The organism is Erwinia persicina, from assembly GCF_014838825.1.
Taxonomy (GTDB): domain Bacteria; phylum Pseudomonadota; class Gammaproteobacteria; order Enterobacterales; family Enterobacteriaceae; genus Erwinia; species Erwinia persicina_A.
On the sequence record NZ_JACYMO010000010.1, the window covers coordinates 14,363 to 35,948 of the forward strand.

Annotated in this window: 18 protein-coding genes, 1 tRNA gene and 1 pseudogene; 15 read left to right on the top strand and 5 right to left on the bottom strand. The window is 48.7% G+C overall.

What is annotated here, in order from left to right:
* Nucleotides 1-156: 156 nt before the first annotated feature.
* The 4 genes from IFU29_RS18425 (at nt 157) to IFU29_RS18440 (ending at nt 5,428) form a co-directional block, all read left to right on the top strand.
* Entirely contained in the window at nt 157-1,284 is a 1,128-nt protein-coding gene (locus tag IFU29_RS18425) for a DNA cytosine methyltransferase (RefSeq protein ID WP_198424999.1), read from the top strand.
* Nucleotides 1,285-1,365: 81 nt separating this feature from the next.
* Nucleotides 1,366-3,315: a DUF262 domain-containing protein gene (locus IFU29_RS18430; protein WP_191935201.1), complete on the top strand. Its 1,950-nt coding sequence runs from the start codon at nt 1,366-1,368 to the stop codon at nt 3,313-3,315.
* Nucleotides 3,312-4,475 carry a DUF3696 domain-containing protein gene (locus tag IFU29_RS18435; protein ID WP_191935202.1) on the top strand — a complete coding sequence of 388 codons (1,164 nt, stop codon included), beginning with the start codon at nt 3,312-3,314 and terminating at the stop codon, nt 4,473-4,475. The genes IFU29_RS18430 and IFU29_RS18435 overlap by 4 nt, the downstream gene beginning before the upstream one ends.
* Entirely contained in the window at nt 4,472-5,428 is a 957-nt protein-coding gene (locus IFU29_RS18440) for a hypothetical protein (RefSeq protein ID WP_191935203.1), read from the top strand. The genes IFU29_RS18435 and IFU29_RS18440 overlap by 4 nt, the downstream gene beginning before the upstream one ends.
* 352 nt (nt 5,429-5,780) lie before the next feature.
* Here the strand turns inward: IFU29_RS18440 and IFU29_RS18445 are convergent.
* Nucleotides 5,781-6,967 (bottom strand): annotated as a pseudogene (locus tag IFU29_RS18445) (tyrosine-type recombinase/integrase).
* A gap of 244 nt (nt 6,968-7,211) precedes the next feature.
* A tRNA-Sec gene (locus IFU29_RS18450) sits at nt 7,212-7,306 on the bottom strand.
* A gap of 170 nt (nt 7,307-7,476) precedes the next feature.
* On the opposite strand from IFU29_RS18450, the gene IFU29_RS18455 reads away from it, so the two are divergent.
* The 3 genes from IFU29_RS18455 to IFU29_RS18465 all read left to right on the top strand — a co-directional run bounded on the left by IFU29_RS18455 (nt 7,477) and on the right by IFU29_RS18465 (nt 9,592).
* On the top strand, nt 7,477-8,019 hold the full coding sequence (locus IFU29_RS18455) for an isochorismatase family protein (RefSeq protein ID WP_191935204.1): 543 nt from the start codon (nt 7,477-7,479) through the stop codon (nt 8,017-8,019).
* Between the two features lies 1 nt (nt 8,020).
* Nucleotides 8,021-8,941 carry a GlxA family transcriptional regulator gene (locus IFU29_RS18460; RefSeq protein WP_191935205.1) on the top strand — a complete coding sequence of 307 codons (921 nt, stop codon included), beginning with the start codon at nt 8,021-8,023 and terminating at the stop codon, nt 8,939-8,941.
* A gap of 213 nt (nt 8,942-9,154) precedes the next feature.
* Complete coding sequence (locus IFU29_RS18465; protein WP_244633744.1) at nt 9,155-9,592, top strand: SemiSWEET family sugar transporter; 438 nt, start codon at nt 9,155-9,157, stop codon at nt 9,590-9,592.
* On the opposite strand, the gene IFU29_RS18470 is transcribed toward IFU29_RS18465, so the two are convergent.
* Nucleotides 9,585-10,580, bottom strand: coding sequence for an acyltransferase (locus tag IFU29_RS18470; protein ID WP_191935206.1), 996 nt, complete (start codon nt 10,578-10,580; stop codon nt 9,585-9,587). The two genes, IFU29_RS18465 and IFU29_RS18470, sit on opposite strands and share 8 nt — an antisense overlap.
* 230 nt (nt 10,581-10,810) lie before the next feature.
* Here IFU29_RS18470 and glyQ point away from each other — a divergent pair, with 230 nt between their 5' ends.
* Both glyQ and glyS read left to right on the top strand, forming a co-directional pair.
* A complete protein-coding gene (glyQ, locus tag IFU29_RS18475; protein ID WP_154753307.1) occupies nt 10,811-11,722 on the top strand; it encodes a glycine--tRNA ligase subunit alpha in 912 nt (303 codons plus the stop codon).
* 9 nt (nt 11,723-11,731) lie between these two features.
* A complete protein-coding gene (glyS, locus tag IFU29_RS18480; RefSeq protein WP_191935207.1) occupies nt 11,732-13,801 on the top strand; it encodes a glycine--tRNA ligase subunit beta in 2,070 nt (689 codons plus the stop codon).
* Nucleotides 13,802-13,974: 173 nt separating this feature from the next.
* Here glyS and IFU29_RS18485 read toward each other — a convergent pair whose 3' ends face one another.
* Nucleotides 13,975-14,268, bottom strand: coding sequence for an HTH-type transcriptional regulator (locus IFU29_RS18485; RefSeq protein ID WP_191935208.1), 294 nt, complete (start codon nt 14,266-14,268; stop codon nt 13,975-13,977).
* A 331-nt stretch (nt 14,269-14,599) separates the two neighbouring features.
* On the opposite strand from IFU29_RS18485, the gene IFU29_RS18490 reads away from it, so the two are divergent.
* The gene (locus IFU29_RS18490) at nt 14,600-15,313 is read left to right on the top strand and encodes a DUF3053 domain-containing protein (protein ID WP_191935209.1); all 714 of its coding nucleotides are present in this window, start codon (nt 14,600-14,602) and stop codon (nt 15,311-15,313) included.
* Nucleotides 15,314-15,368: 55 nt separating this feature from the next.
* On the opposite strand, the gene IFU29_RS18495 is transcribed toward IFU29_RS18490, so the two are convergent.
* Entirely contained in the window at nt 15,369-15,632 is a 264-nt protein-coding gene (locus tag IFU29_RS18495) for a hypothetical protein (RefSeq protein ID WP_191935210.1), read from the bottom strand.
* Between the two features lie 557 nt (nt 15,633-16,189).
* On the opposite strand from IFU29_RS18495, the gene IFU29_RS18500 reads away from it, so the two are divergent.
* The 5 genes from IFU29_RS18500 to IFU29_RS18520 all read left to right on the top strand — a co-directional run bounded on the left by IFU29_RS18500 (nt 16,190) and on the right by IFU29_RS18520 (nt 21,560).
* Nucleotides 16,190-18,121, top strand: coding sequence for a PTS mannitol transporter subunit IICBA (locus tag IFU29_RS18500; RefSeq protein WP_191935211.1), 1,932 nt, complete (start codon nt 16,190-16,192; stop codon nt 18,119-18,121).
* Nucleotides 18,122-18,220: 99 nt separating this feature from the next.
* Entirely contained in the window at nt 18,221-19,369 is a 1,149-nt protein-coding gene (mtlD, locus tag IFU29_RS18505; RefSeq protein WP_191935212.1) for a mannitol-1-phosphate 5-dehydrogenase, read from the top strand.
* An 89-nt stretch (nt 19,370-19,458) separates the two neighbouring features.
* Nucleotides 19,459-19,995, top strand: a complete 537-nt coding sequence (gene mtlR, locus IFU29_RS18510; protein WP_244633745.1) for a mannitol operon repressor MtlR — start codon at nt 19,459-19,461, stop codon at nt 19,993-19,995.
* Between the two features lie 73 nt (nt 19,996-20,068).
* A complete protein-coding gene (locus IFU29_RS18515; protein ID WP_191935214.1) occupies nt 20,069-20,431 on the top strand; it encodes a YibL family ribosome-associated protein in 363 nt (120 codons plus the stop codon).
* 493 nt (nt 20,432-20,924) lie between these two features.
* Nucleotides 20,925-21,560, top strand: a complete 636-nt coding sequence (locus tag IFU29_RS18520; RefSeq protein WP_191935215.1) for a response regulator transcription factor — start codon at nt 20,925-20,927, stop codon at nt 21,558-21,560.
* The last annotated feature ends 26 nt before the right edge of the window (nt 21,561-21,586 follow it).

A 21,586-nucleotide genomic window follows, 5' to 3' on the forward strand; every position in this document is an offset into this window, starting at 1 on the left:
TACCAAGCTAACAATCAGATGCAAATGCAGAGTTTAATATTCAAATAAACCCAACAATATCAATAAGTTGCACTTTGTTGGTTTTTCATGAATTTTGTATCATCATAGTCAAATACGATTTATAATGTCATGTTGGGATAAATGTTGAGTTTTGAAATGTTAAAGAAAGATAATAAACCTATTGTATTTTCATTTTTTTCTGGCGCTGGTTTTTTAGATCTTGGATTTGAAAAGTCAGGGTTCGATATTAGATTTATGAACGAGCTACACAAGCCTTTCTTTGATGCCTATATTCATTCCAGGAAAGTAATGCAGCTGCCTACTCCAGTTTATGGCCATCACTTAGAGAGTATAGAAAAATACATCAATGGAGAGCATAAAAATAAACTTAAAGAATTGGTAAAGAAATCTAAAACTGAAAGCCTTGTGGGTTTCATTGGGGGACCGCCATGTCCTGACTTCTCAAATGGAGGAAAAAACAGGGGACATCAAGGTGATAATGGCCGACTAACTAAGGAGTACATAGATTTAATTATTAGATATAAGCCTGATTTTTTCTTATTTGAAAATGTCAAAGGTTTATGGAAAACTGAGAAGCACAGAGTGTTCTATAATGATATTAAATTATTGCTTGAAAAAAGCGGATATATTTTAACTGACTTTCTTGCTAATAGCCTTGAGTATGGAGCGCCACAAGATAGAGACAGAATAATTCTGTTTGGTATTAAAAATAAACTATTAAATAAAAAACAAAGAAATAATATTCACAATGAGTTTCTTTGGCAGAAGTACGCTATATTCAATAGGAACGATATTCCTTCCAAAGAGCTATGGCCACAAAAAGAAATTTATAGCGCAGGTTCAGTAAAAGCACCACCAAATGAGCTTAGTGAATATTTACAATTAACTGTTGAATATTGGTTTAATAAAAATGATGTTCTTAATCATCCCAACTCATGTCATTATTTTCAGCCTAGAAAAGGGATTGTAAAATTTAAAACTATACAAGAAGGTGATTCTAGTGGAAAATCATTTAAGAGGTTGCATCGATGGAGATATTCACCTACAACCGCTTATGGAAACAATGAGGTACATTTACATCCTTATCAAGATCGTAGGCTAAGTGCGTCAGAAGCTTTATCAATTCAATCTTTACCAAAAGAATTTGAACTCCCTTCATCCATGTCACTAACTAATATGTTTAAAACTATTGGAAATGGAGTACCGTTTTTACTTTCAGAAGCTATTGCTAAATCTGTTTTGGATTACTTAGAAAATATATAATAATGCAAAAGTCAACTCATGTGGAAAAATAATTAACATCATGATATAATTACCGTTTAAATTAGCATAGTGTGGTTAATCATGGAATTTGATGATGTTATTCAAAAAATCAACAAACTAATAGAATTACCACTAGAATCATTTTTTGAAAGCAATAAGACATTAATTATTACCTGCATAGACCATATTGCTAAAAAATGCTTCATTCAAGCTGATGGTCAAAAAAGACTATCAGCTAGAACATTTAAAGAGTTGGAGTCTGTTTTTAACGAACTAACAAGAACTGGGTATTGTGCTGTTGAACAAGTACTTAAACTATCTAAAACCAGTCAAACTCAAATAGAAACAATCTTCGCAAATTTACCATTTATAAATCATTTTAAATATGAAAATTCAATATACCTCGTATTACGTAACGAAGAAACACGCCCATATGCAACTTTAGAAGAACTGTCTACTTCAGAGCAGCGCAATGTACGAAAAGTAATCTCAAATCTTAAAAATCTTCAGTTTAAAAGTTTCTCACATGACCTTGTTAATAATATTTCGTTACTACATAAAGAAATTGACAAGATTCATAAAATGTCACCCGGATTAATAGCTGATACAAAAATACGAGAGCTTCTCTCTGACTTTGACTCTATTTCGAAAATTATTAATTCCACAACTCTACAATTAGATATAAAAGAAAATTATTCAAATATCGAGCGTCTCTCAGAAGCTGCAGAAAGTGAAGATTTTGATATGGCTGATTTAGTAGACATGTCATATATTACAGGTATTGATGAAGGTAACGACAACTCAGACTCTTCAATGTCTAATGACGACAGTGAAGAAACTGATGAGCTACAAAACTTCATGAGTGTACCGAATATACGTAGGCAAACACCAAGCTTTGCACTTTTATACGAACGTCTATTGTATGATGAGATTGAGATCCAACCTGATTATCAGCGTAAAGATCGCATATGGAGCGATGATAAAAAATCAAAGCTGATCGAATCTATTCTTATGGAACTCCCTCTGCCAATATTTTATTTCGGGGAGAGAAAAAATGATAATTGGGTTGTTATTGACGGTTTGCAGCGACTGACAACTGTCCAAGATTTCATGCAAAATAAATTTACGTTAAAGCTTGAAAAAAATTCTTCAGTTTTTGATGCTAATGGTTTAATGTTCAAAGATTTTAATAGGAATTATATTAGAGCAATTAGAGAGTTTGAGATAACGGCATATGTAATTGATATTGAAGATCCAAGATCCAACAAATTTATCACAGAGTTATTCCATAGAATCAATACCTATGGTGTGAAGCTTAGTGATCAAGAAATTAGGTCTGCAATCAACTTCGGATCTAGCGTTTTTTATTTAAAATTCCTTGCTTCCAGCAAAATTTTTGTTTCTGCAACGACTGATACTGTTAATACTAAAAGGCAAAAAGACTTAGAGCTATGCCTAGGTGCCTTAGCATTTATGATTCACGGTTATAAGGAGTATAGAAATAACAGATACGACGATTTTCTAACAAAAACAATGCAGTGGATTAACAACCAAAATACAAATAAAGTTAGCAAAGAAAATATTATCTCCTATATTTCTGAATCTCAAAAACTTACTGATTTAACTAAAAATTTCGAACTAGGTTTGAAATTTTGCCAAGAAGTTTTTGGTAAAGACGCTTTTAAAAAAGTTAGAAACTCCAGCAAAAAAGATCCAATTAGTAAACCTCTATTTGAAGTCTTTGTTTCCCTTTTTTCTAATGCATCTGATGAACAAAAAAATCAAATCAGATCTAAAAAAGAAGTATTTAAAGATGCATTATATAATGCAATCAACGATGACTCTGGAGATTTTTCTGAGTGGTTAAGCCAATCATATATTGATGCTAATCGCGGCCTTCATTATGCTCTTTCTAACTCTACAGGAAAACGTGTTACAATCCTTTATCGATTCGAATCCATTATAAATATAATAAAAATGACTACTGGTTGCGAGCTTGAAATTATAGAAATGGTGGAGGCACAGAAATGATTACGCAATTGAATATAAAAAACTTCAAATGCTATAAAGAACAAATATTCAATTTTGGTAAACTTACGGTTTTTTGTGGGAACAACTCAGTTGGGAAAAGTACAGCTATTCAGGCTATTGCTATTCCTTTTCAGAGCAAGTTTTCAAAAAGTGCAACAATCAATGGCGATTTAGTTACATTGGGCTCTTCGGCTGACATTTTTTCTCGCCATGCAAACGATGGTGATGAAAGTCTTAGAATTGAAATAGACATCAAAAATAGGACGAACCATACTTTTTCTTGGGGATTTGATAGCTTTAATGAACAAGTCGAACTTAAAAATCATCTCACGTTCAAAACTTCTAATGTTAAAGCTTTGCAAAGCATATCAACAAATTATTTTATAAATAATGGATTCCAGTTTATTGAGGCAGAAAGATATGGCCCACGTAGTTATTTTAATATAAATAGAACAGAATCAATTATTAATTGGCTAGGTTCCAAGGGGCAATATTCATATGAGGTTTATTCGAGTTTAGATGAAACAGGAATCAGGCTTTCTGAAGGAGATGTACGAACTCACCCAGAGGCAGATAAGAACTCTTCAATTCGAAGAAATATTAACTACTGGATGTCTGAGATATCACCTGGTTTTATAATAGAATCAGACATAGTAAAAGAAGCTGGCATAAGTCATGCTCAATTTCAAGCTTTTGGTTCCGGTAAAACTCTTCCTTTAAATATGGGTTTTGGATTAAGCTATGCTTTAAGCGTTGTTATAGCACTCTTAGTAACCAAACCGGGAGGGTTAGTCATAATAGAAAATCCAGAGGCTCATCTTCACCCAAGAGGCCAAAGTTTCCTAGGGCGATTAATTGCTCTCACGGCCCTATCTGGAGTTCAAGTAATAATTGAAACTCATAGTGATCATTTGCTGAATGGATTGCGAGTTGTTGCTCGCTTAAATAATGAATATGAAAAAGGAGATTTTAAAGTTTATTACGTCTCCTCTAATAATAATAGCCAGAGTAATGTTGATGAAATAGATGTTGGTGATAAAGGAGAACTCTCTAAGTGGCCAGAAGGTTTTTTTGACCAACAAGCTTACGATCTAAAGACTTTAATTAAAGGTGAAGAAATCAAGAATATAAATGTGAGAGATTTCGGGGTTAATAAATGAAGAAATTTATAGCCTCTCGCATTTATATCACGCGATATACGTGTAGCTCTTTATCCGTTAATAATACTTTTGATGATATTGTTGCATTGACAGACACGCTAAAAAGTATTGTTAGCGATTATAGTTACTCTAGAAATATACATGTAGAATGTGCTAAGGATTTTTTAGATTATAAATCACCTTCTGATGTTCTATCTCTTGAAGAAATAATATTTCAAATAGCTCAGGAAGATTTATCCATATTTACTCATTATTATGATATGTTTGAAAAAGCCATTTCTAATGTAAAATCAAACATAGCAAGTTCTTTTTATGAGGACTCACTTTCTGGCGTAATACCAAAAACATTCCCTAGACTCTATCCGCTAACTATTGATGGTATTCCATGGCCTGGGAAAAGTATTGACATACATACCAGCAATTGGAAAGATACACTGAAAAAAAACTCAATGTTTATCGCAGAAAATAATAAAAACAAGGAGGAATTTATAAATTGGTCTAAAGATAACTATGATAACATTGTATTCCATAAAGATATAAAAGATACTTTAGACTCTATTATTCAAGGAACATATCAAGATTATAAATTCATTATATCTGATTCACTGAATGCATTAAATCAATGTTATCATTTCATTTCAAAAGATCCTAATAAAAACCAGGAGGATCTTAATTTCATTTCTTCTTATACATCTAATATTGGTAAACAATTAGCCTGCACTCGACAAGGCTCAAATAAACCAATGTTTAGTTTTCCTATCGATGATGCGGAAGGAAATGAGCTAGTCAATTGTGAATATCACTTAAAAATAAATTGGGATGATAGTGGGAGAAGACTACAATCAGTTAACCTCGTTAGAATTTATTTTGCTCTTAAATTCCACGAACCTACCGGTCGAAAAAAAATTAAAGTCGCATCTATTGGAAAGCACTTTGGTAGGGGGAACCGGTAACGACCTCACCTACTACAACCCTCTTCACTGTACCACCAGATTATGTAAATCCAAGCATCCAGCCTTATAAATACGCAACAACACGCGTATTTATAAGGCTTATATACCATTCTACCGCACCACATGCAAATCTTTATTGGTTGTATTTTTAGTCATCGGTTTCGTTCAAGGACAATTATAAATTAAGAGTATTTACACCCTATTATTTTCTACGCTCCCAACGCCTTGCCAGCATTAGTTCCTACAGGCTGAGGGCATCAATATATCTACAGGCACTGTTAGCTTACTAACATAAATAAATTTTACGAGCAGCATTGAAATCCCATAAAGTATAGACATCTTTATGTCTGTATTATTTCTCAAGCCCTACACCCAAACTCTTCATGTAATCCGCATACCACTGCATCATCTCCCGCCTGCCGTCCAGATACTGCGCATGGTTGTAGGCTCCACGAATTGCGTTCTTATCAACGTGAGCAAGCTGGGTCTCAATCCAAGCCGAGTTATAACCTCGCTCATGCAAAATCGTGCTCATCGTGTGGCGAAATCCGTGGCCCGTCAGCCTTCCCTTGTACCCAAGCAACTCAATCACCTGGTTAACATTTTCCTTTGAAATCGGCTTCGTCCGGTCATTTCGCCCAATGAACACCAATGGGTATGCACCTGTGATAGGTTTCAGTGACAAGAACAAATTCACTACCTACTCAGACAACGGAACGATGTGAGGCCGCTTCATCTTCATCACTTCAGGAGGGATCTCCCAAAGCCGTTTCTCGAAGTCGATATCCTGCCAACGAGCAAAACGTAACTCTTGTGTACGGACCGCTGTCAGCATGATGATTTGCGTTGCGGTTTTGGTGATGATGCTGCCGGTGTACCCAGCGAGATCTCTGAGGAAGTGCGGTAACTCTTCAACGCTAAGGAAAGGGAAATTCGTCTTTTTCGGTGTAGCCAATGCTGTTGCCAAATCGGGGGCCGGATTGTACTCAGCACGCCCGATAACAATGGCGTAGCGGAAAACCTCCCCGCAGCGCTGCCGTACCTTACGCATTTTCTCCAATGCCCCACGTTTCTCCATCCGTCGTAACGTTTCCAGCAACTCCATCGGCTTGATTTCAGCAATAGGACGTTTGCCGATATGAGGGAAAATGTCTTTCTCGAAGGTATCGATAATTTCCTCACGGTAGCGTAACGACCTACGGTCGGCCTTATGCTGATGCCACTCGCGTGCGATAGCTTCGAAGGTGTTCGCGATAGAAAGCTTTTGCGACGGCTTTTCAGCCTTCTTCACTTCACCTGGATCGCCACCAGAGGCTAACTTTTTGCGTGCTTCCTTTCTTTTCTCTCGCGCATCAGCCAATGAGACATCGGGATACACGCCGATAGAAAGCATCTTCTCTTTACCAGCAAACCGGTACTTCAAACGCCAGTACTTGAGCCATTGGGTTTGACCAGCAGATACATGCCACCGCCGTCAGCCAACTTGTAGGCTTTCTCCATCGGCTTGGCCGTTTTCACTTTTATGTCCGTTAGTGGCATAGCATCTCCATTGATAGATATGGGCAGTGGCCTCAAGCGAGGTGCTGCCAAACCAGATAAAAAGGGGTAACAACGTGCCTACGGGGGTGCCAGAAAATAGCATACTTTTTTAAACCCCCTAAAGGACCCCCAAGTATCACTTGATGTGGGTTGAGTTCGGTTGAACTCTGTAGACAGAATCATGGCTTGAAGCCAGTATAAACGGGGTTTTAGTTGAATTCAGGAGAGTTTGAGAGATATCGAATGGCGGAAGATCACAGGAGTCGAACCTGCCCGGGACCGCTGGCGGCCCCAACTGGATTTGAAGTCCAGCCGCCTCACCGGAGACGACGATCTTCCCTTTTGAAGAGGGGCTGAGTATACCATTGCCAATGACCACAAATAAACTCCGGGTTTTACCGAAATCGTCCCCATGTCCCACACCGACAGTAAGCTGTCCGTTTTTGGCCTTCTTTCCCTGCCTTATCCCGTCCATCATAGCGTTAATCCCATCCAGCAGGAGTCCAGAAATGACCGATACCGTACTGTTAGTGATTGATGCCCAGCAATCCTTCTATGAGCGTGGCTACAAGGAAACGCCAGAAACCCCGGCATTCGAAAAAGCATTAAGCACCCTGGTGGCGGGCTGTCAGGCGAAGGGGATCCCGGTGGTGGATGTGTTCCATGTCGAAAGCGAAGGAGCCTTTGCGCCGGGATCCGGTCTGGTGGTGCGTCTGCCGTTTCTGACCCATGAGCCGGTCGCCAGCTTCCGCAAAAAAGTCCATAACGCCCTGACCGAATCGGGCCTGCAACAGTGGCTGGAACAGAACAGGGTGAAGCATGTGATTATCAGCGGCCTGCGCTCTGAGCAGTGCTGTGAAACCACCGCCCGCGTGGCGTCGGACTTCGGCTATCGCGTGACCTATGTCACCGAGGCAACGCTGACCTTCCCAATCACCCATGATGGGATTACCCTGAGCATTGCCGACTTACGCCACCGTACCGAAAGCGTGCTGATCCATCGTTTTGCCGATATCCGCACCGCTGAGGGCTGCCTGCAGGAGCTTGCATAATATGACGATCCCGGTGTGGTTTGTAACCCTGCCCGGTGTGATGACGCTGGATCTCACTGGTCCGGCGGAAACGCTGAAGCTGGCAGCAGGGGCGTTTTCGCTGCGCTATATCGGCCCGGATGAATCCGTGCTCACCTCCACCGAGATGTACATCAGCCGCATTGAGCCATTGCCGGAATCCCTGCCAGCCGGGAGCCTGCTGGTGCTCCCGGGCGTCAGCGACTCTAAAGTGTGGTTCGACACGCCGCAGGCGGTGGCCGCGCGTCACTGGCTGATGCGCATTCAGCCCGCCATTCATGCCGGTGACGTGTCGCTGGTGTGCATCTGCTCTGGCTCCCTGCTGGCGGCGAAAGCCGGGCTGATGAACGGCGTACAGTGCACTACGCATCATGAGGTAATAGATCGGCTGAAAAAAGCCGAACCGGGGGCGATTGTGAAAGAAAACCGCATCTTCGTCGAAGATCGCGGCATCTGGACCAGCGCGGGCATTACCGCCGGTATCGACCTGTCGCTGCATCTGATTAACCGCCTGTGCGGCGCGCAGACGGCGATGGATGTGGCGCGGGAAATGGTGGTCTATTTTCGCCGTTCGGGGGAAGATCCGCAGCTGTCTCCCTGGCTGCGCTACCGCAACCACATTCACCCCGCCATTCACCGCGCGCAGGATCTGCTGACCCTGCAGCCGGAGCAGGAGTGGCCGCTGGAGGAGATTGCCGCCAGAGTCCACGTCAGCGCGCGCCATCTGACGCGGCTGTTCCGTCAGCATCTCGGCATCAGCGTACGTGACTATCATGAACAGCTGCGGCTGACGATTGCCCAGCAGCGCCTGCAGCAGGGCGAAGGCAATGAACGCGCCGCGCTGTCGGCCGGGTTCTCCTCCTCGCGCCAGCTGCGCCGGGCATTACAGCGCTGGGAGGGGTGAAAAAGGAAGGGGGATAACACCCTGAAATAATCGTCGTCAGAAAAAGGCCGCTCTGCTCACTTTCACCAGGGAGCACCCTGCCCGATTTCAATTCGCTCAACGCCTGTGCTAGTGTTACCTGTAACATTGCGCTTTTTTTTACATCAAAAGCTAAACCGATTTAGCTATAAAAAAGCGTAATCCCACTGCTTACTGACACGAGGCACAAACGTTATGAAGAACCTGCTCATTGTGGCCACCACCGTCGCGCTGGCACTGTTGTCGATTATTTTTCTTTCTCCGTGGCCGGTCTGGCTGGGCACGCTGGCGGCCTGGGTGACCACCGGCTCGTTCTGCCTGCAGGTGCTGCATATCGTGAAGAATAAGGACACCAGCGGCCTGTCGCTGGGAATGTGGGCGGCGCTGTTCTTCGGGGTTGCCTGCTGGACGTGGTATGGCCACCGTATGCACGACGTGCCGGTAATGGCGGCCAACGGCATTACCGCGCTGCTGGCGCTAACGGTGATTATGCTCAAGCTGTGGCACGAGCGCCCGGTGCGTAACCCGAACCGCCGCAGGCTGGTGCGCATGCCGAAGGTGATCCTTAACCCGCGCATCCGTCGGCTGCGCCCGCTGAAGGTGGCGAAAGACGCGCAGGAAAAGGTCAGCTGACCAGGCGGCGCTTATCCAGCTTCTGCAGGCCCAGCGCCAGCAGCAGGCTGCCGCCCAGGGTAATGCCGAAAATCAGCGGGATGTCGATCAGCGGATGGTCGGTGTTGTCCAGGTCATGGGTGCGCATATAGTGGATAAACAGCGCGTGAAAGCCGTAGATCGGCAGGGAGCAGCGGGAAATCAGCGCGAAAAACGGATTCACGCGGTCGTTCAGGGTGTTTTTAAACAGCACCAGCAGGCTGACGGCGGCGAAAAATACCGCCGGGCCGCAGTACAGATACCAGGTATCGGCAAACGCCCCATTGATGGCGAACTGCCGCTTAGTGCCAAAGGCGATCATCAGCACGCAGGCAGCAAACACGCCCCCGGCCAGCCAGGACACGCCGCGCTTCTGCGTCTCCATCATGCCAATCGCCCGGCCAAACAGCGCGTACAGCAGGTAATAGATGGTGTCCCCGTTGATATACAGGTTGATCGGCAGCCAGTGGAAGCGGGCCACCGAGCTGTCGATGGTATTGGGGTTGGCCAGCAGCGCCAGCACCAGCGTCACCACCGCCAGGTAGCGCGCCCGCACCGGCTTCACCTGAATCAGCGGTGACAGCATATAGATGACGATGATCGCAAAGAAGAACCACAGGTGGTAGAACACCGGTTTTTGCAGCAGGTGCTTCACCGACATCGCTTCGTTGATCGGCGTCAGCAGGGTGATATAGAGCAGTGCCACCGTGCTGTAGAACAGCAGGCACAGCACGATGCGCAGAAAATGCCGCCCTTGCGCGCTGCGTTCGCCAAAGAATAAATAACCGGAAATCATAAAGAAGATGGGCACACAGACACGGGAGGCAGAGTTCAACAGGTTGGAGAGATCCCAGCTGTGTTCGCCCACTGACAGCCCGGTAGTGACATACCAGGTGGTGGTGTGGATCATAATCACCATCAGGCAGGCCACGGCACGTAAATTCTCTATCCATCCAATCTTTTGCGACATTTCATCCTCATTTTCTCGCCACTTCCTATGTATAGCGAAACTGAGGGTAGCCAGGTCCATGCGCTTCAACAACCTGATGAACGAAAATTCAGACCAGGATGAAGGGATTATGTGGCGCGGGCGACAAAAATTTCCCCGGGGAATGATCACGGCATTTTGGTAATAGCGCCGGTCAAAGGGTATACTGACGCCCACTTTTTATAACGACTCGTATCGCGTGCGAAATCAACATGCCAAAGTTTGATACCAAGACCTTTCAGGGGCTGATCCTGACCTTACAGGATTACTGGGCTCGCCAGGGCTGCACCATTATCCAACCGCTGGATATGGAAGTCGGCGCGGGTACGTCCCATCCTATGACCTGCCTGCGTGCGCTGGGCCCGGAGCCGACCGCCGTTGCCTACGTGCAGCCGTCGCGCCGTCCGACCGATGGCCGCTACGGGGAAAACCCGAACCGCCTGCAGCACTACTACCAGTTCCAGGTGATCATCAAGCCGTCCCCGGACAACATTCAGGAGCTGTACCTCGGTTCCCTGAAAGAGCTGGGCATGGACCCGACCATCCATGATATCCGCTTTGTGGAAGATAACTGGGAAAACCCAACCCTGGGAGCCTGGGGCCTGGGCTGGGAAGTATGGCTGAACGGTATGGAAGTGACGCAGTTCACCTACTTCCAGCAGGTTGGCGGCCTGGAGTGTAAGCCGGTGACCGGCGAGATCACTTACGGTCTCGAGCGACTGGCGATGTACATTCAGGGCGTGGACAGCGTCTACGATCTGGTGTGGAGCGACGGCCCGCTGGGTAAAACCACCTACGGCGACGTGTTCCACCAGAACGAAGTGGAGCAGTCTACCTACAACTTCGAATACGCTGACGTCGACTTCCTGTTTACCTGCTTCGAGCAGTACGAGAAAGAAGCGCAGAGCCTGCTGGCGCTGGAAAAACCGCTGCCGCTGCCTGCCTACGAACGTATTCTGAAGGCCGCACACAGCTTTAACCTACTGGACGCGCGTAAAGCGATCTCCGTCACCGAGCGTCAGCGCTACATTCTGCGCATCCGCACCCTGACGAAAGCCGTGGCTGAAGCCTACTATGCCTCCCGCGAGGCACTGGGCTTCCCGATGTGCAATAACAAGAAATAAGAGGCAGCCATGACTGAAAAAACCTTCCTGGTGGAGATCGGCACCGAAGAGCTGCCACCAAAAGCCCTGCGCAGCCTGGCGGAATCCTTTGCGGCTAATTTTACCGCTGAGCTGGACACCGCTGGCCTGGCCCACGGCGAAGTCAGCTGGTTTGCTGCCCCGCGCCGCCTGGCGCTGAAAGTGGCGAACCTGGCCGCTGCACAGCCCGATCGCGAAGTCGAAAAACGTGGCCCGGCCATTCAGGCCGCGTTTGATGCTAACGGCGTGCCGAGCAAAGCCGCTGAAGGCTGGGCCCGTGGCTGTGGCATCACCGTTGACCAGGCCGAGCGCCTGAGCACCGACAAAGGCGAGTGGCTGCTGTATCGCGCCCAGGTGACCGGCGAAAGCGCCCAGGTCCTGCTGCCGGCGATGATCGCCACCTCGCTGGCGAAACTGCCGATCCCGAAACTGATGCGCTGGGGCGCGTCCGAGGTGCAGTTCGTGCGCCCGGTACACACCGTGACGCTGCTGCTGGGCGATGAGCTGATCCCGGCGAAAATCCTCGGTATTGATTCAGCGCGCACCCTTCGCGGCCACCGTTTTATGGGTGAACCTGAGTTCACTATCGACAGCGCTGACCAGTATCCGCAGATTATGGTTGAGCGCGGCAAAGTGCAGCCGGACTTCGAAGTGCGTAAGGCGCTGATCAAAGCGGGGGCCGAAGAAGCCGCCGCGAAGATTGGTGGCATGGCTGACCTGAGCGAGAGCCTGCTGGAAGAAGTGACCGCCCTGGTGGAGTGGCCGGTGGTGCTGACGGCGAAGTTTGAGGAGAAGTTCCTCGCGGTGCCGGCCGAAGCGCTGGTGTACACCATGAAGGGCGACCAGAAATACTTCCCGGTGTACGACAAAGCGGGCAACCTGCTGCCGAACTTTATCTTCGTCACCAATATTGAGTCAAAAGATCCACAGCAGATTATCTCCGGCAACGAGAAAGTGGTCCGCCCACGCCTCGCCGACGCCGAGTTCTTCTTCAACAGTGACCGTAAGCGCCGTCTGGAAGATAACCTGCCGCGTCTGGAAACCGTGCTGTTCCAGAAAGAACTGGGTACCCTACGTGACAAGACCGACCGTATTCAGGCGCTGGCAGGCTGGATTGCCGCGCAGATTGGTGCAGATGTGAATCACGCTACCCGTGCGGGCCTGCTGTCGAAGTGTGACCTGATGACCAATATGGTGTTCGAGTTCACCGACACCCAGGGCGTGATGGGCATGCACTACGCGCGTCACGATGGCGAAGCAGAAGACGTCGCCGTAGCGCTGAACGAGCAGTATCAGCCGCGCTTCGCCGGCGATCAGCTGCCGTCCAACCCGGTGGCCTGTGCGCTGGCGATTGCTGACAAAATGGATACCCTCGCGGGGATCTTCGGTATTGGTCAGCACCCGAAAGGCGATAAAGATCCGTTTGCCCTGCGCCGTGCCGCACTGGGCGTGCTGCGTATTATCGTTGAGAAGAACCTGCCGCTGGATCTGCAAACTCTGACCGAAGAAGCCGTGCGCCTGTATGGTAGCAAACTGTCTAACGCTAAAGCCGTTGATGAAGTCATCGACTTTATGCTCGGCCGTTTCCGTACCTGGTATCAGGAAGAGGGCCACAGCGTCGACACCATTCAGGCCGTGCTGGCCCGTCGTCCGACGCGCCCGGCAGACTTCGATGCGCGGATGAAGGCGGTATCGCACTTCCGTACGCTGGAGCAGGCAGCCAGCCTGGCGGCCGCCAACAAGCGCGTCTCGAATATTCTCGCTAAAGCCACCGAGCCGTTGAACGACAGCGTGCAGGCGTCACTGCTGAAAGAGAATGAAGAGATCAAGCTGGCGACCTATGTGTCGGCACTGAGCAGCAAACTGCAGCCGTTCTTCGCGGAAGGACGCTACCAGGATGCGCTGATTGAACTGGCGCAGCTGCGTGAAGCGGTGGATAACTTCTTCGAGCGTGTGATGGTCAATGCCGAGGAGAAAGAAATCCGTATCAACCGACTGACGCTGCTGGCGAAACTGCGCGAGCTGTTCCTGCAGGTGGCGGATATCTCTCTGCTGCAGTGAGGTGATGTTTTGACGGGCGGACCGCAACATCGGCGTCCGTCATTAACATTGCGATCGTTTGCAGGAGGAGCGGAAACTGAAAGGTGATGTGCCGCTGTATCACTGACAGGAAAGCCAGGAAATCATTGATTGCCCGCGAAAATACAAAACCCGCCGTTGGCGGGTTTTTTCTGTCAGCCCAGCAGTTGTCTGCTGATGCACGGATTCGAGTGGATCAACTGCATTAACTTCTGCGCGCTACCGGACGGCTTGGTGCGTTTCGCTTCCCAGCTTTTCACCGAAGAAACACTGACACCCAGTGCCTGGGCAAACTCAGCAATCTGCATACCAGTAATTTCCCGAACTCTTTTTGGCTCAGGGGGTGCCACTTCACTTTTCATGGCTGGCAGGGTATGCATCACATTACGGGTCAGAACAATCTGCTCCAGGCTGGAAAGCAGTTCAGACATCGGATCTTTAGTCTCCATAAGCACTCCTCAAAAACTCACTAAACGTGAACAACCAGAGGGAAAGAACCTTATATCCAGATTCTCAATGCTGGCATACAACAGCCACTGGGACGCTTTTTGGGGCAGCACAGGGGAAAGCCAGGATCATAAGTATTAGATCATTTTGAGAGATCTGGATCATATTTTTTGTTTATTTTTTCAACTTGCTGAAAACCTGGCCGGGAAAAACAACGAAAAAATAAGTTACACAGACATCGCTATCCATCAAAACTGATTTCGACTATTCTTTACGCAACATTTGTTGTTTGAATAAAACCAATAAGTCTTTGTTAACAGGAGTTAATTTCTTATGATGACAGGATCATCACGCATCTGGACCCGTCTGCTGGTGCCTTTTATGGCGCTATTCATGGTGTTACAGCTTACCGGCTGTGGCGACAATGAAGCCGATCAGCGCAAAGCGTTTATCGATTTCCTGCAAAACACCGTGATGCGCAGCGGTGAGCATCTGCCAAGCCTGAGTGAAGACCAGAAGCAGAAATTCGGCCCCTACGTCAGCGACTACGCCATTCTTTTTGGTTTCTCACAGCAGGTAAACCGCGCGGTGGATTCCGGGCTCAAACCCGTCGTGGATGAACTGTCGGCGATCCGCACGCCGCAGGATTATCTGACGCGCCGTGATGCACTGCGTCAGGCAAGCGGCTCGCTGGGCGTGCTGACTCAGCAAATTCAGGCAGCAAAAACCCAGGCCGACAGCAGCAAGGCAGCACTGAAGCAGCCATCAGACCTGAAAACGGTCTATGACAACGTCTACACCACTGTCGTGACGCAGCCGGCGACCACTCTGGCACCGCTTCTGCCTGCGCTTCAGGCACTGAGCCAGGATGCCGTTCAGACCGGGGACTTCCTGCAGCAGCAGGGGGCGAACGTCAGCTTTAACGGCTCGGCGATCCAGTTCCCGAGCCAGGCTCAGGCCACACAATATAATGCACTGATGAGTAATCTCAGCGCTAATGCCAGGGCACTGACCCAGGCGCAAAGCGTACTGAACGCCAGTCGCTAAGACCGGACAGAATTAAAAAAGGGCCACAAAGTGGCCCTTCCCTCGCGAACGTAACTTAGGCGTAATCACGCGCCCAGTTAGCCAGGCTTTGTTTACCATTGCAGCCAAACATATCAATCAGCTGGCTCATACCGGCGTTCAGGCCAGGCTCAACGGCAGCAATATAACGCCAGTCTTTACCCGCATATTCCGGAGTTACGGCAGCATACAGCTTTGCCATTTGCTCAACGCCTTTCAGGGACTGGAAAAAGCTTTCGCCGCTTAAACGTGCACCGCTGACAGTAGCAACTTCTTCTCTATTTAATTCACGAATAGTCATAACTTTCCCTTGTATTTTAGATGGAATCCTTTACCGATCAGTCTGTTCGGTGAGCTAAGACTAATGGAATAGCGCTGGTAATATAATCGTATTAAATCCATAACTTAAGACAAACGCTTATTTGTTCGCTTTACAGTGTTTTCCTTCCCTACCGACGTTGAGTGAGTAGCAGGATAAGGAAAGTGAAAGTCCATCGCGGAAAGTGTGATCTGACGTTTTTACGCTGAAAATAACTTGTGATTTACATCACAAAAACAGAACAAATCAACAAAATGAAAAGGTGATTTAAATCACAAAACATGAGCTTACCCGGCTATTTTTTCAGCGTTATTTTGATGATGCCTGAATATTTGTGATCTACATCACTCACCACCCCCCTTTAACCGCCCACAAACCGTGATATGGATCACAAATATTCCGACACCTACGCAGCGTCAAATTCGCGTGATAGAGTCCGCCTGCATACAGTGATACTGATGGCTTCCCACTGTCAGGTCTAAAACAAAAATCAACGCGCTCTCTTATTTGTCGGCGCGTACTCATAAGGGGTGTTTTATATGTCCTCATCAGATATCAAGATCAAAGTTCAAAACTTTGGTCGTTTTCTGAGCAACATGGTAATGCCAAATATCGGCGCGTTTATCGCCTGGGGTATTATCACCGCGCTGTTTATTCCAACCGGGTGGCTGCCAAACGAAACCATGGCGAAGCTGGTTGGTCCGATGATCACTTACCTGCTGCCGTTACTGATTGGTTATACCGGTGGCCGTCTGGTGGGCGGCGATCGCGGCGGTGTGGTGGGGGCAATCACCACCATGGGCGTGATTGTCGGGGCTGATATGCCGATGTTCCTCGGCTCGATGATTGCCGGCCCGCTGGGCGGCTGGGCGATCAAAACCTTCGACCGCCTGGTTGACGGTAAGATCAAAAGCGGCTTTGAAATGCTGGTGAACAACTTCTCTGCCGGTATCATCGGCATGCTGTTGGCTATCCTTGCATTCCTGGCGATCGGTCCTCTGGTGGAAGGCCTGTCCCATATTCTCGCAGCTGGCGTGAATCTGATGGTGCAGAACAACCTGCTGCCGCTGACCTCTATCTTTGTGGAACCGGCCAAAATCCTGTTCCTGAATAATGCGATCAACCACGGCATCTTCTCGCCGCTGGGTATTCAGCAGGCCAGTGAAGCCGGTAAGTCGATCTTCTTCCTGATCGAAGCGAACCCGGGCCCGGGTATGGGCGTACTGATGGCTTATATGTTCTTCGGCCGTGGCAATGCCAAACAGTCTGCCGGTGGTGCTGCGATTATCCATTTCCTCGGCGGTATTCACGAAATTTACTTCCCGTACGTGCTGATGAATCCGCGCCTGATTCTGGCGGTTATCCTCGGTGGGATGACCGGTGTCTTTACCCTGACGCTGCTGAACGGTGGCCTGGTCTCGCCAGCCTCTCCGGGATCTATCCTTGCGGTACTGGCCATGACACCAAAAGGGGCTTACTTCGCGAACATCGCCGCGATCTTTGCTGCCTTTGCCGTCTCCTTCGTCGTCTCGGCCATTCTGCTGAAAACCAGCAAAGTGAAAGAAGATGACGATATCGAAGCCGCTTCCCGCCGCGTGCAGGAAATGAAAGCTCAGTCTAAAGGTCAGTCGGGGGCACCTGCTGCCGCAGCTGATGGCCTGCACGGCGACCTGAGCCACGTGCGCAAAATCATCGTCGCCTGCGATGCAGGAATGGGCTCCAGCGCCATGGGTGCCGGTGTACTGCGTAAGAAGGTTAACGATGCGGGTCTGACGCTGATTTCCGTAACAAATACGGCCATTAACAGTCTGCCAGGCGATGTTGACTTGGTGATCACCCACCGTGACCTGACGGAGCGGGCGATGCGCCAGGCTCCTCACGCCCAGCATATTTCGCTGACCAACTTCCTCGATAGCGGCCTGTATAACGACCTGACGGCCCGCCTGGTGGAAGCAGGACGCAGCGCAGGTCACCGCGAGAAAGTCAGCAGCGCCCTGAGCGACAGCTTTGATGATGGTCAGGACCATCTGTTCAAACTGAGCGCCGCCAATATCTTCCTCGGTAATCAGGCTGCCGATAAAGAACAGGCTATCCGCTTTGCCGGTGAACAGCTGGTGAAAGGTGGCTACGTGGAGCCGGAATACGTTGAAGCCATGCTGGAACGTGAAAAGCTGACGCCGACCTATCTTGGCGAGTCTATCGCCGTACCGCACGGCACCGTGGAAGCGAAAGACCGTGTGCTGAAAACCGGCGTGGTGTTCTGCCAGTACCCGGCCGGGGTTCACTTCGGCGAGGAGCCGGAGGATATCGCTCGCCTGGTGATTGGTATTGCTGCACGTAACAACGAACACATTCAGGTGATCACCAGCCTGACCAATGCACTGGACGACGACAGCGTCATCGCCCGCCTGGCGACCACCACCGATGTGCAGGAAGTGCTTGACCTTCTGTCCGGTAAACCCCGCGCGTAAGCCGGTTTAACGAACGCACCTCTGTGTAGGGCTGGGCATGCCCGGCCCTTTTTTGGTCGGGACATGCCCGACCTTGATCTCATTGATACGGGAATAATTATGAAAGCATTACATTTTGGCGCCGGTAATATCGGCCGTGGCTTTATTGGCAAACTGCTGGCCGATGCCGGTTTTCAACTGACTTTCGCCGACGTGAACCAGAACATTCTGGACGCGCTTAACGCTCGCGGTGAGTACCCGGTGCACGTGGTGGGGGAGCAGGCGCAGGTCGAAATCGTTAAAGGCGTGAATGCCGTAAACAGCACCAGCGATGACATCGTCGCCCTGGTAGCAGAGGTTGATATCGTTACCACGGCGGTTGGCCCACAGATCCTGGAGCGCATTGCTGCCAGCATTGCCAAAGGGCTGGCCAAACGCAGTGATAGCGCTAATACCCGTCCGCTGAACATTATTGCCTGTGAAAATATGGTGCGCGGCACCACGCAGCTGAAAGGCCACGTGCTGAACGCTCTCCCCGCCGAATATCACGCCTGGGTGGAAGCCCATATTGGCTTCGTTGACTCTGCCGTTGACCGTATTGTGCCGCCGTCTGCAGCGGGCAACAGCGACCCACTGGAAGTGACCGTGGAAACCTTCAGCGAGTGGATTGTCGATAAAACCCAGTTCAAAGGTGACCTGCCCGCCATCCCGGGTATGGAACTGACCGACAACCTGATGGCCTTCGTTGAGCGTAAACTGTTTACCCTTAATACCGGTCACGCTATCGCGGCTTATCTGGGGCAGCTGGCCGGCCATCAGACCATTCGCGATGCCATTCTGGATGAGAAAATCCGGGCCGTGGTGCAGGGTGCAATGGAAGAAAGCGGTGCAGTGCTGATTGAGCGTTATGGTTTTGATGCTGTGAAGCACGCGGCTTACATCCAGAAAATCCTCAGCCGCTTCGAAAACCCGTACCTGAAAGATGACGTAGAGCGCGTTGGCCGCCAGCCGCTGCGTAAGCTAAGCGCAGGTGACCGTCTGATTAAGCCGCTGCTCGGCGCACTGGAATACCAGCTGCCACACGACCATCTGGTCAGCGGAATTGCGGCCGCGCTGCACTATCGCAGCGATCAGGATCCGCAGGCACAAGAGCTCGCTGACCTGCTGGCAAAACAGGACGTTGCCACCACGCTGGCCAGCATCTCCGGCCTGGACAGCGACAGCGATGTGGTGAAGGCAGTAGTGAAGGCCTGGAACGCTATGGCATAATGACGGCGCAAGCGCTCCTCACGGACGAAAAATCAGGGCACGGCACCGCTGCTGTGCCCGCGCGGGCGTTTTTACGCCATAAGAATGATATGCAGGCACTCATGGAACAACCACAGGCTTTTGAAAATCGGGTGCTCGAACGCCTGAATGCCGGACGATCGGTAAGAAGCTTTCTGATCGCCGCCGTTGAACTGCTGGCAGAGGCGGTAAACATCTTGGTGGTTCAGGTGTTCCGTAAAGACGACTACGCCGTTAAATACGCCGTAGAGCCGCTTCTGTTTGGCGATGGGCCGCTGGGTGAGCTGTCGGTGCGGCTGAAGCTGATCTACGGCTTAGGGATGATTAACCGCAGTGAATACGAAGACGGTGAGCTGCTGATGGCGCTGCGCGAAGAGCTGAATCACGACGGCAATGAGTACCGTTTCACTGATGACGAAATCCTGGGACCGTTTGGCGAACTGCACTGCGTCACCGGCCTGCCGCCGCGCCCTGATTTTGCCCGCGACGATGCCGGGCTGCGGGCCATGCAACAGCAGCGTTATCAGCAGGTCGTGCGCTCCACGATGGTCCTGTCCTTAACGGCGCTGATCTCGCGCATCAGTCTGAAGCAGGCTTTCAAAAAGTAACCCGCCCTTTTCCCTCTTTGCTCCGCTTTCGTGTATCCTTTGCAGTAATGAATCAATTTAATGGTCAATCGTGATGAAAGAACAGGTCAAGTCAGAAATTAAAGAGCTCAGCGACAAGCTGGATGCCCTTAATCATAAAGAGCCGGTACTGCTGGCATCAGGCGAGAGCGAAAAGCTCGGTGAGCTGCTGAAAGAAAAAGATAAGTTAGAAGCCGAAATCGAACGTCTGCGCGGCGTCCGGGCTGAGAAACTGAGTAAAGAAGCACAGCAGTTGCAGGGTCTGCCTTTCAGCCGCCCGATCACCAAGAAAGAGCAGGCTAATATGGGTGCCCTGAAGAAAAGCGTGCGCGGTATCATTGTGGTTCATCCCACTACCGCCCTGGGCCGTGAGATGGGTCTGAAAGAGATGACCGGCTACGCAAAAAAGGCGTTCTGATCCCACGAAATGACAAAAAAACAGGATCGTCGCATCCTGTTTTTTATTACAAAAACACCCTTTCCCGCCATTCTATTTACATCAAACTCCGCCAAAGAAAAATACTTAATATCGTTTTATCAGACTCTTCCTTACCTGGAAAAAACAGCATGACGCGTTAACGCTCCCTTTTCTCATCTTCATTCCTTTGCCTGAACCAGTCAAATAACATTACAACCGCTGACACTTTTAAATATTATTCTAGCCACAATCATTACACCGACATTAAGTGTCGAAAAAAAGCCATTAATTTTAAATTGCGATTTATCGACCCGAAAAAACCGTATAAATGAGACTTAAATATCGCAATAAGACAACCAATAGAACATAGATATCGTTAATGTTACTTTTTCAATATAATGTATCACAGTCAAGCTGTTCAGGAGTCACGTAGAGGCGCTCTTCAAGCGAGATAATAGCGTCTCTGGTTAAGGATAACTTCAGGTAATGAATCATGAGAAAGAATAACATCACCATTGTCATCAATGACGCCAATCGCTTCTACGCCGATGGATTAGCGAAATGTCTTTCTGCAGATTTTTCCAACCAAGGAATTCACACTGACTTTACCGACTGTGTTTTTAACAGCCGGGCAAAGATGCTTTTCCTGGCGGAGGATTCCTTATCCGTTGCCAATATCCATTATCTGAATCGACGCATGTCCATGCGGCCGCTGTGCATTTTTATCATCAAAGACAGCGAGACGAAAGATGACCCAAGCGAAACGAAAGTGCACAGCATTCATCACTATGCCACGCTTTACCGCGATCAAGCCGTTAACAGCGTCTTATCTGTCATCAATAAGCAGAGGGAGCAGCTCCAGAGCTTACGCAATATCCTGGTCCAACCCTGTTCAAATCGTATTACCAATAACCTGACAAGGCGTGAAACGGAGATTCTCCGCTATCTGGCACGGGGTATCAGTAACGGTGGTGTGGCGCGTTTTCTTCATATCAGTGAAAAAACGGTCAGTGCGCATAAGCGAAACATTATGTCCAAGCTCAATATGGTTCGCCCTGCAGAACTCAATTACTGGTTAATTCAGGAAGGCTGGTGTGATTCTCTGCGTAAAAGTGAACCATTTCATTAAGTGTGACAGGGTGCCATTTGTCCTGT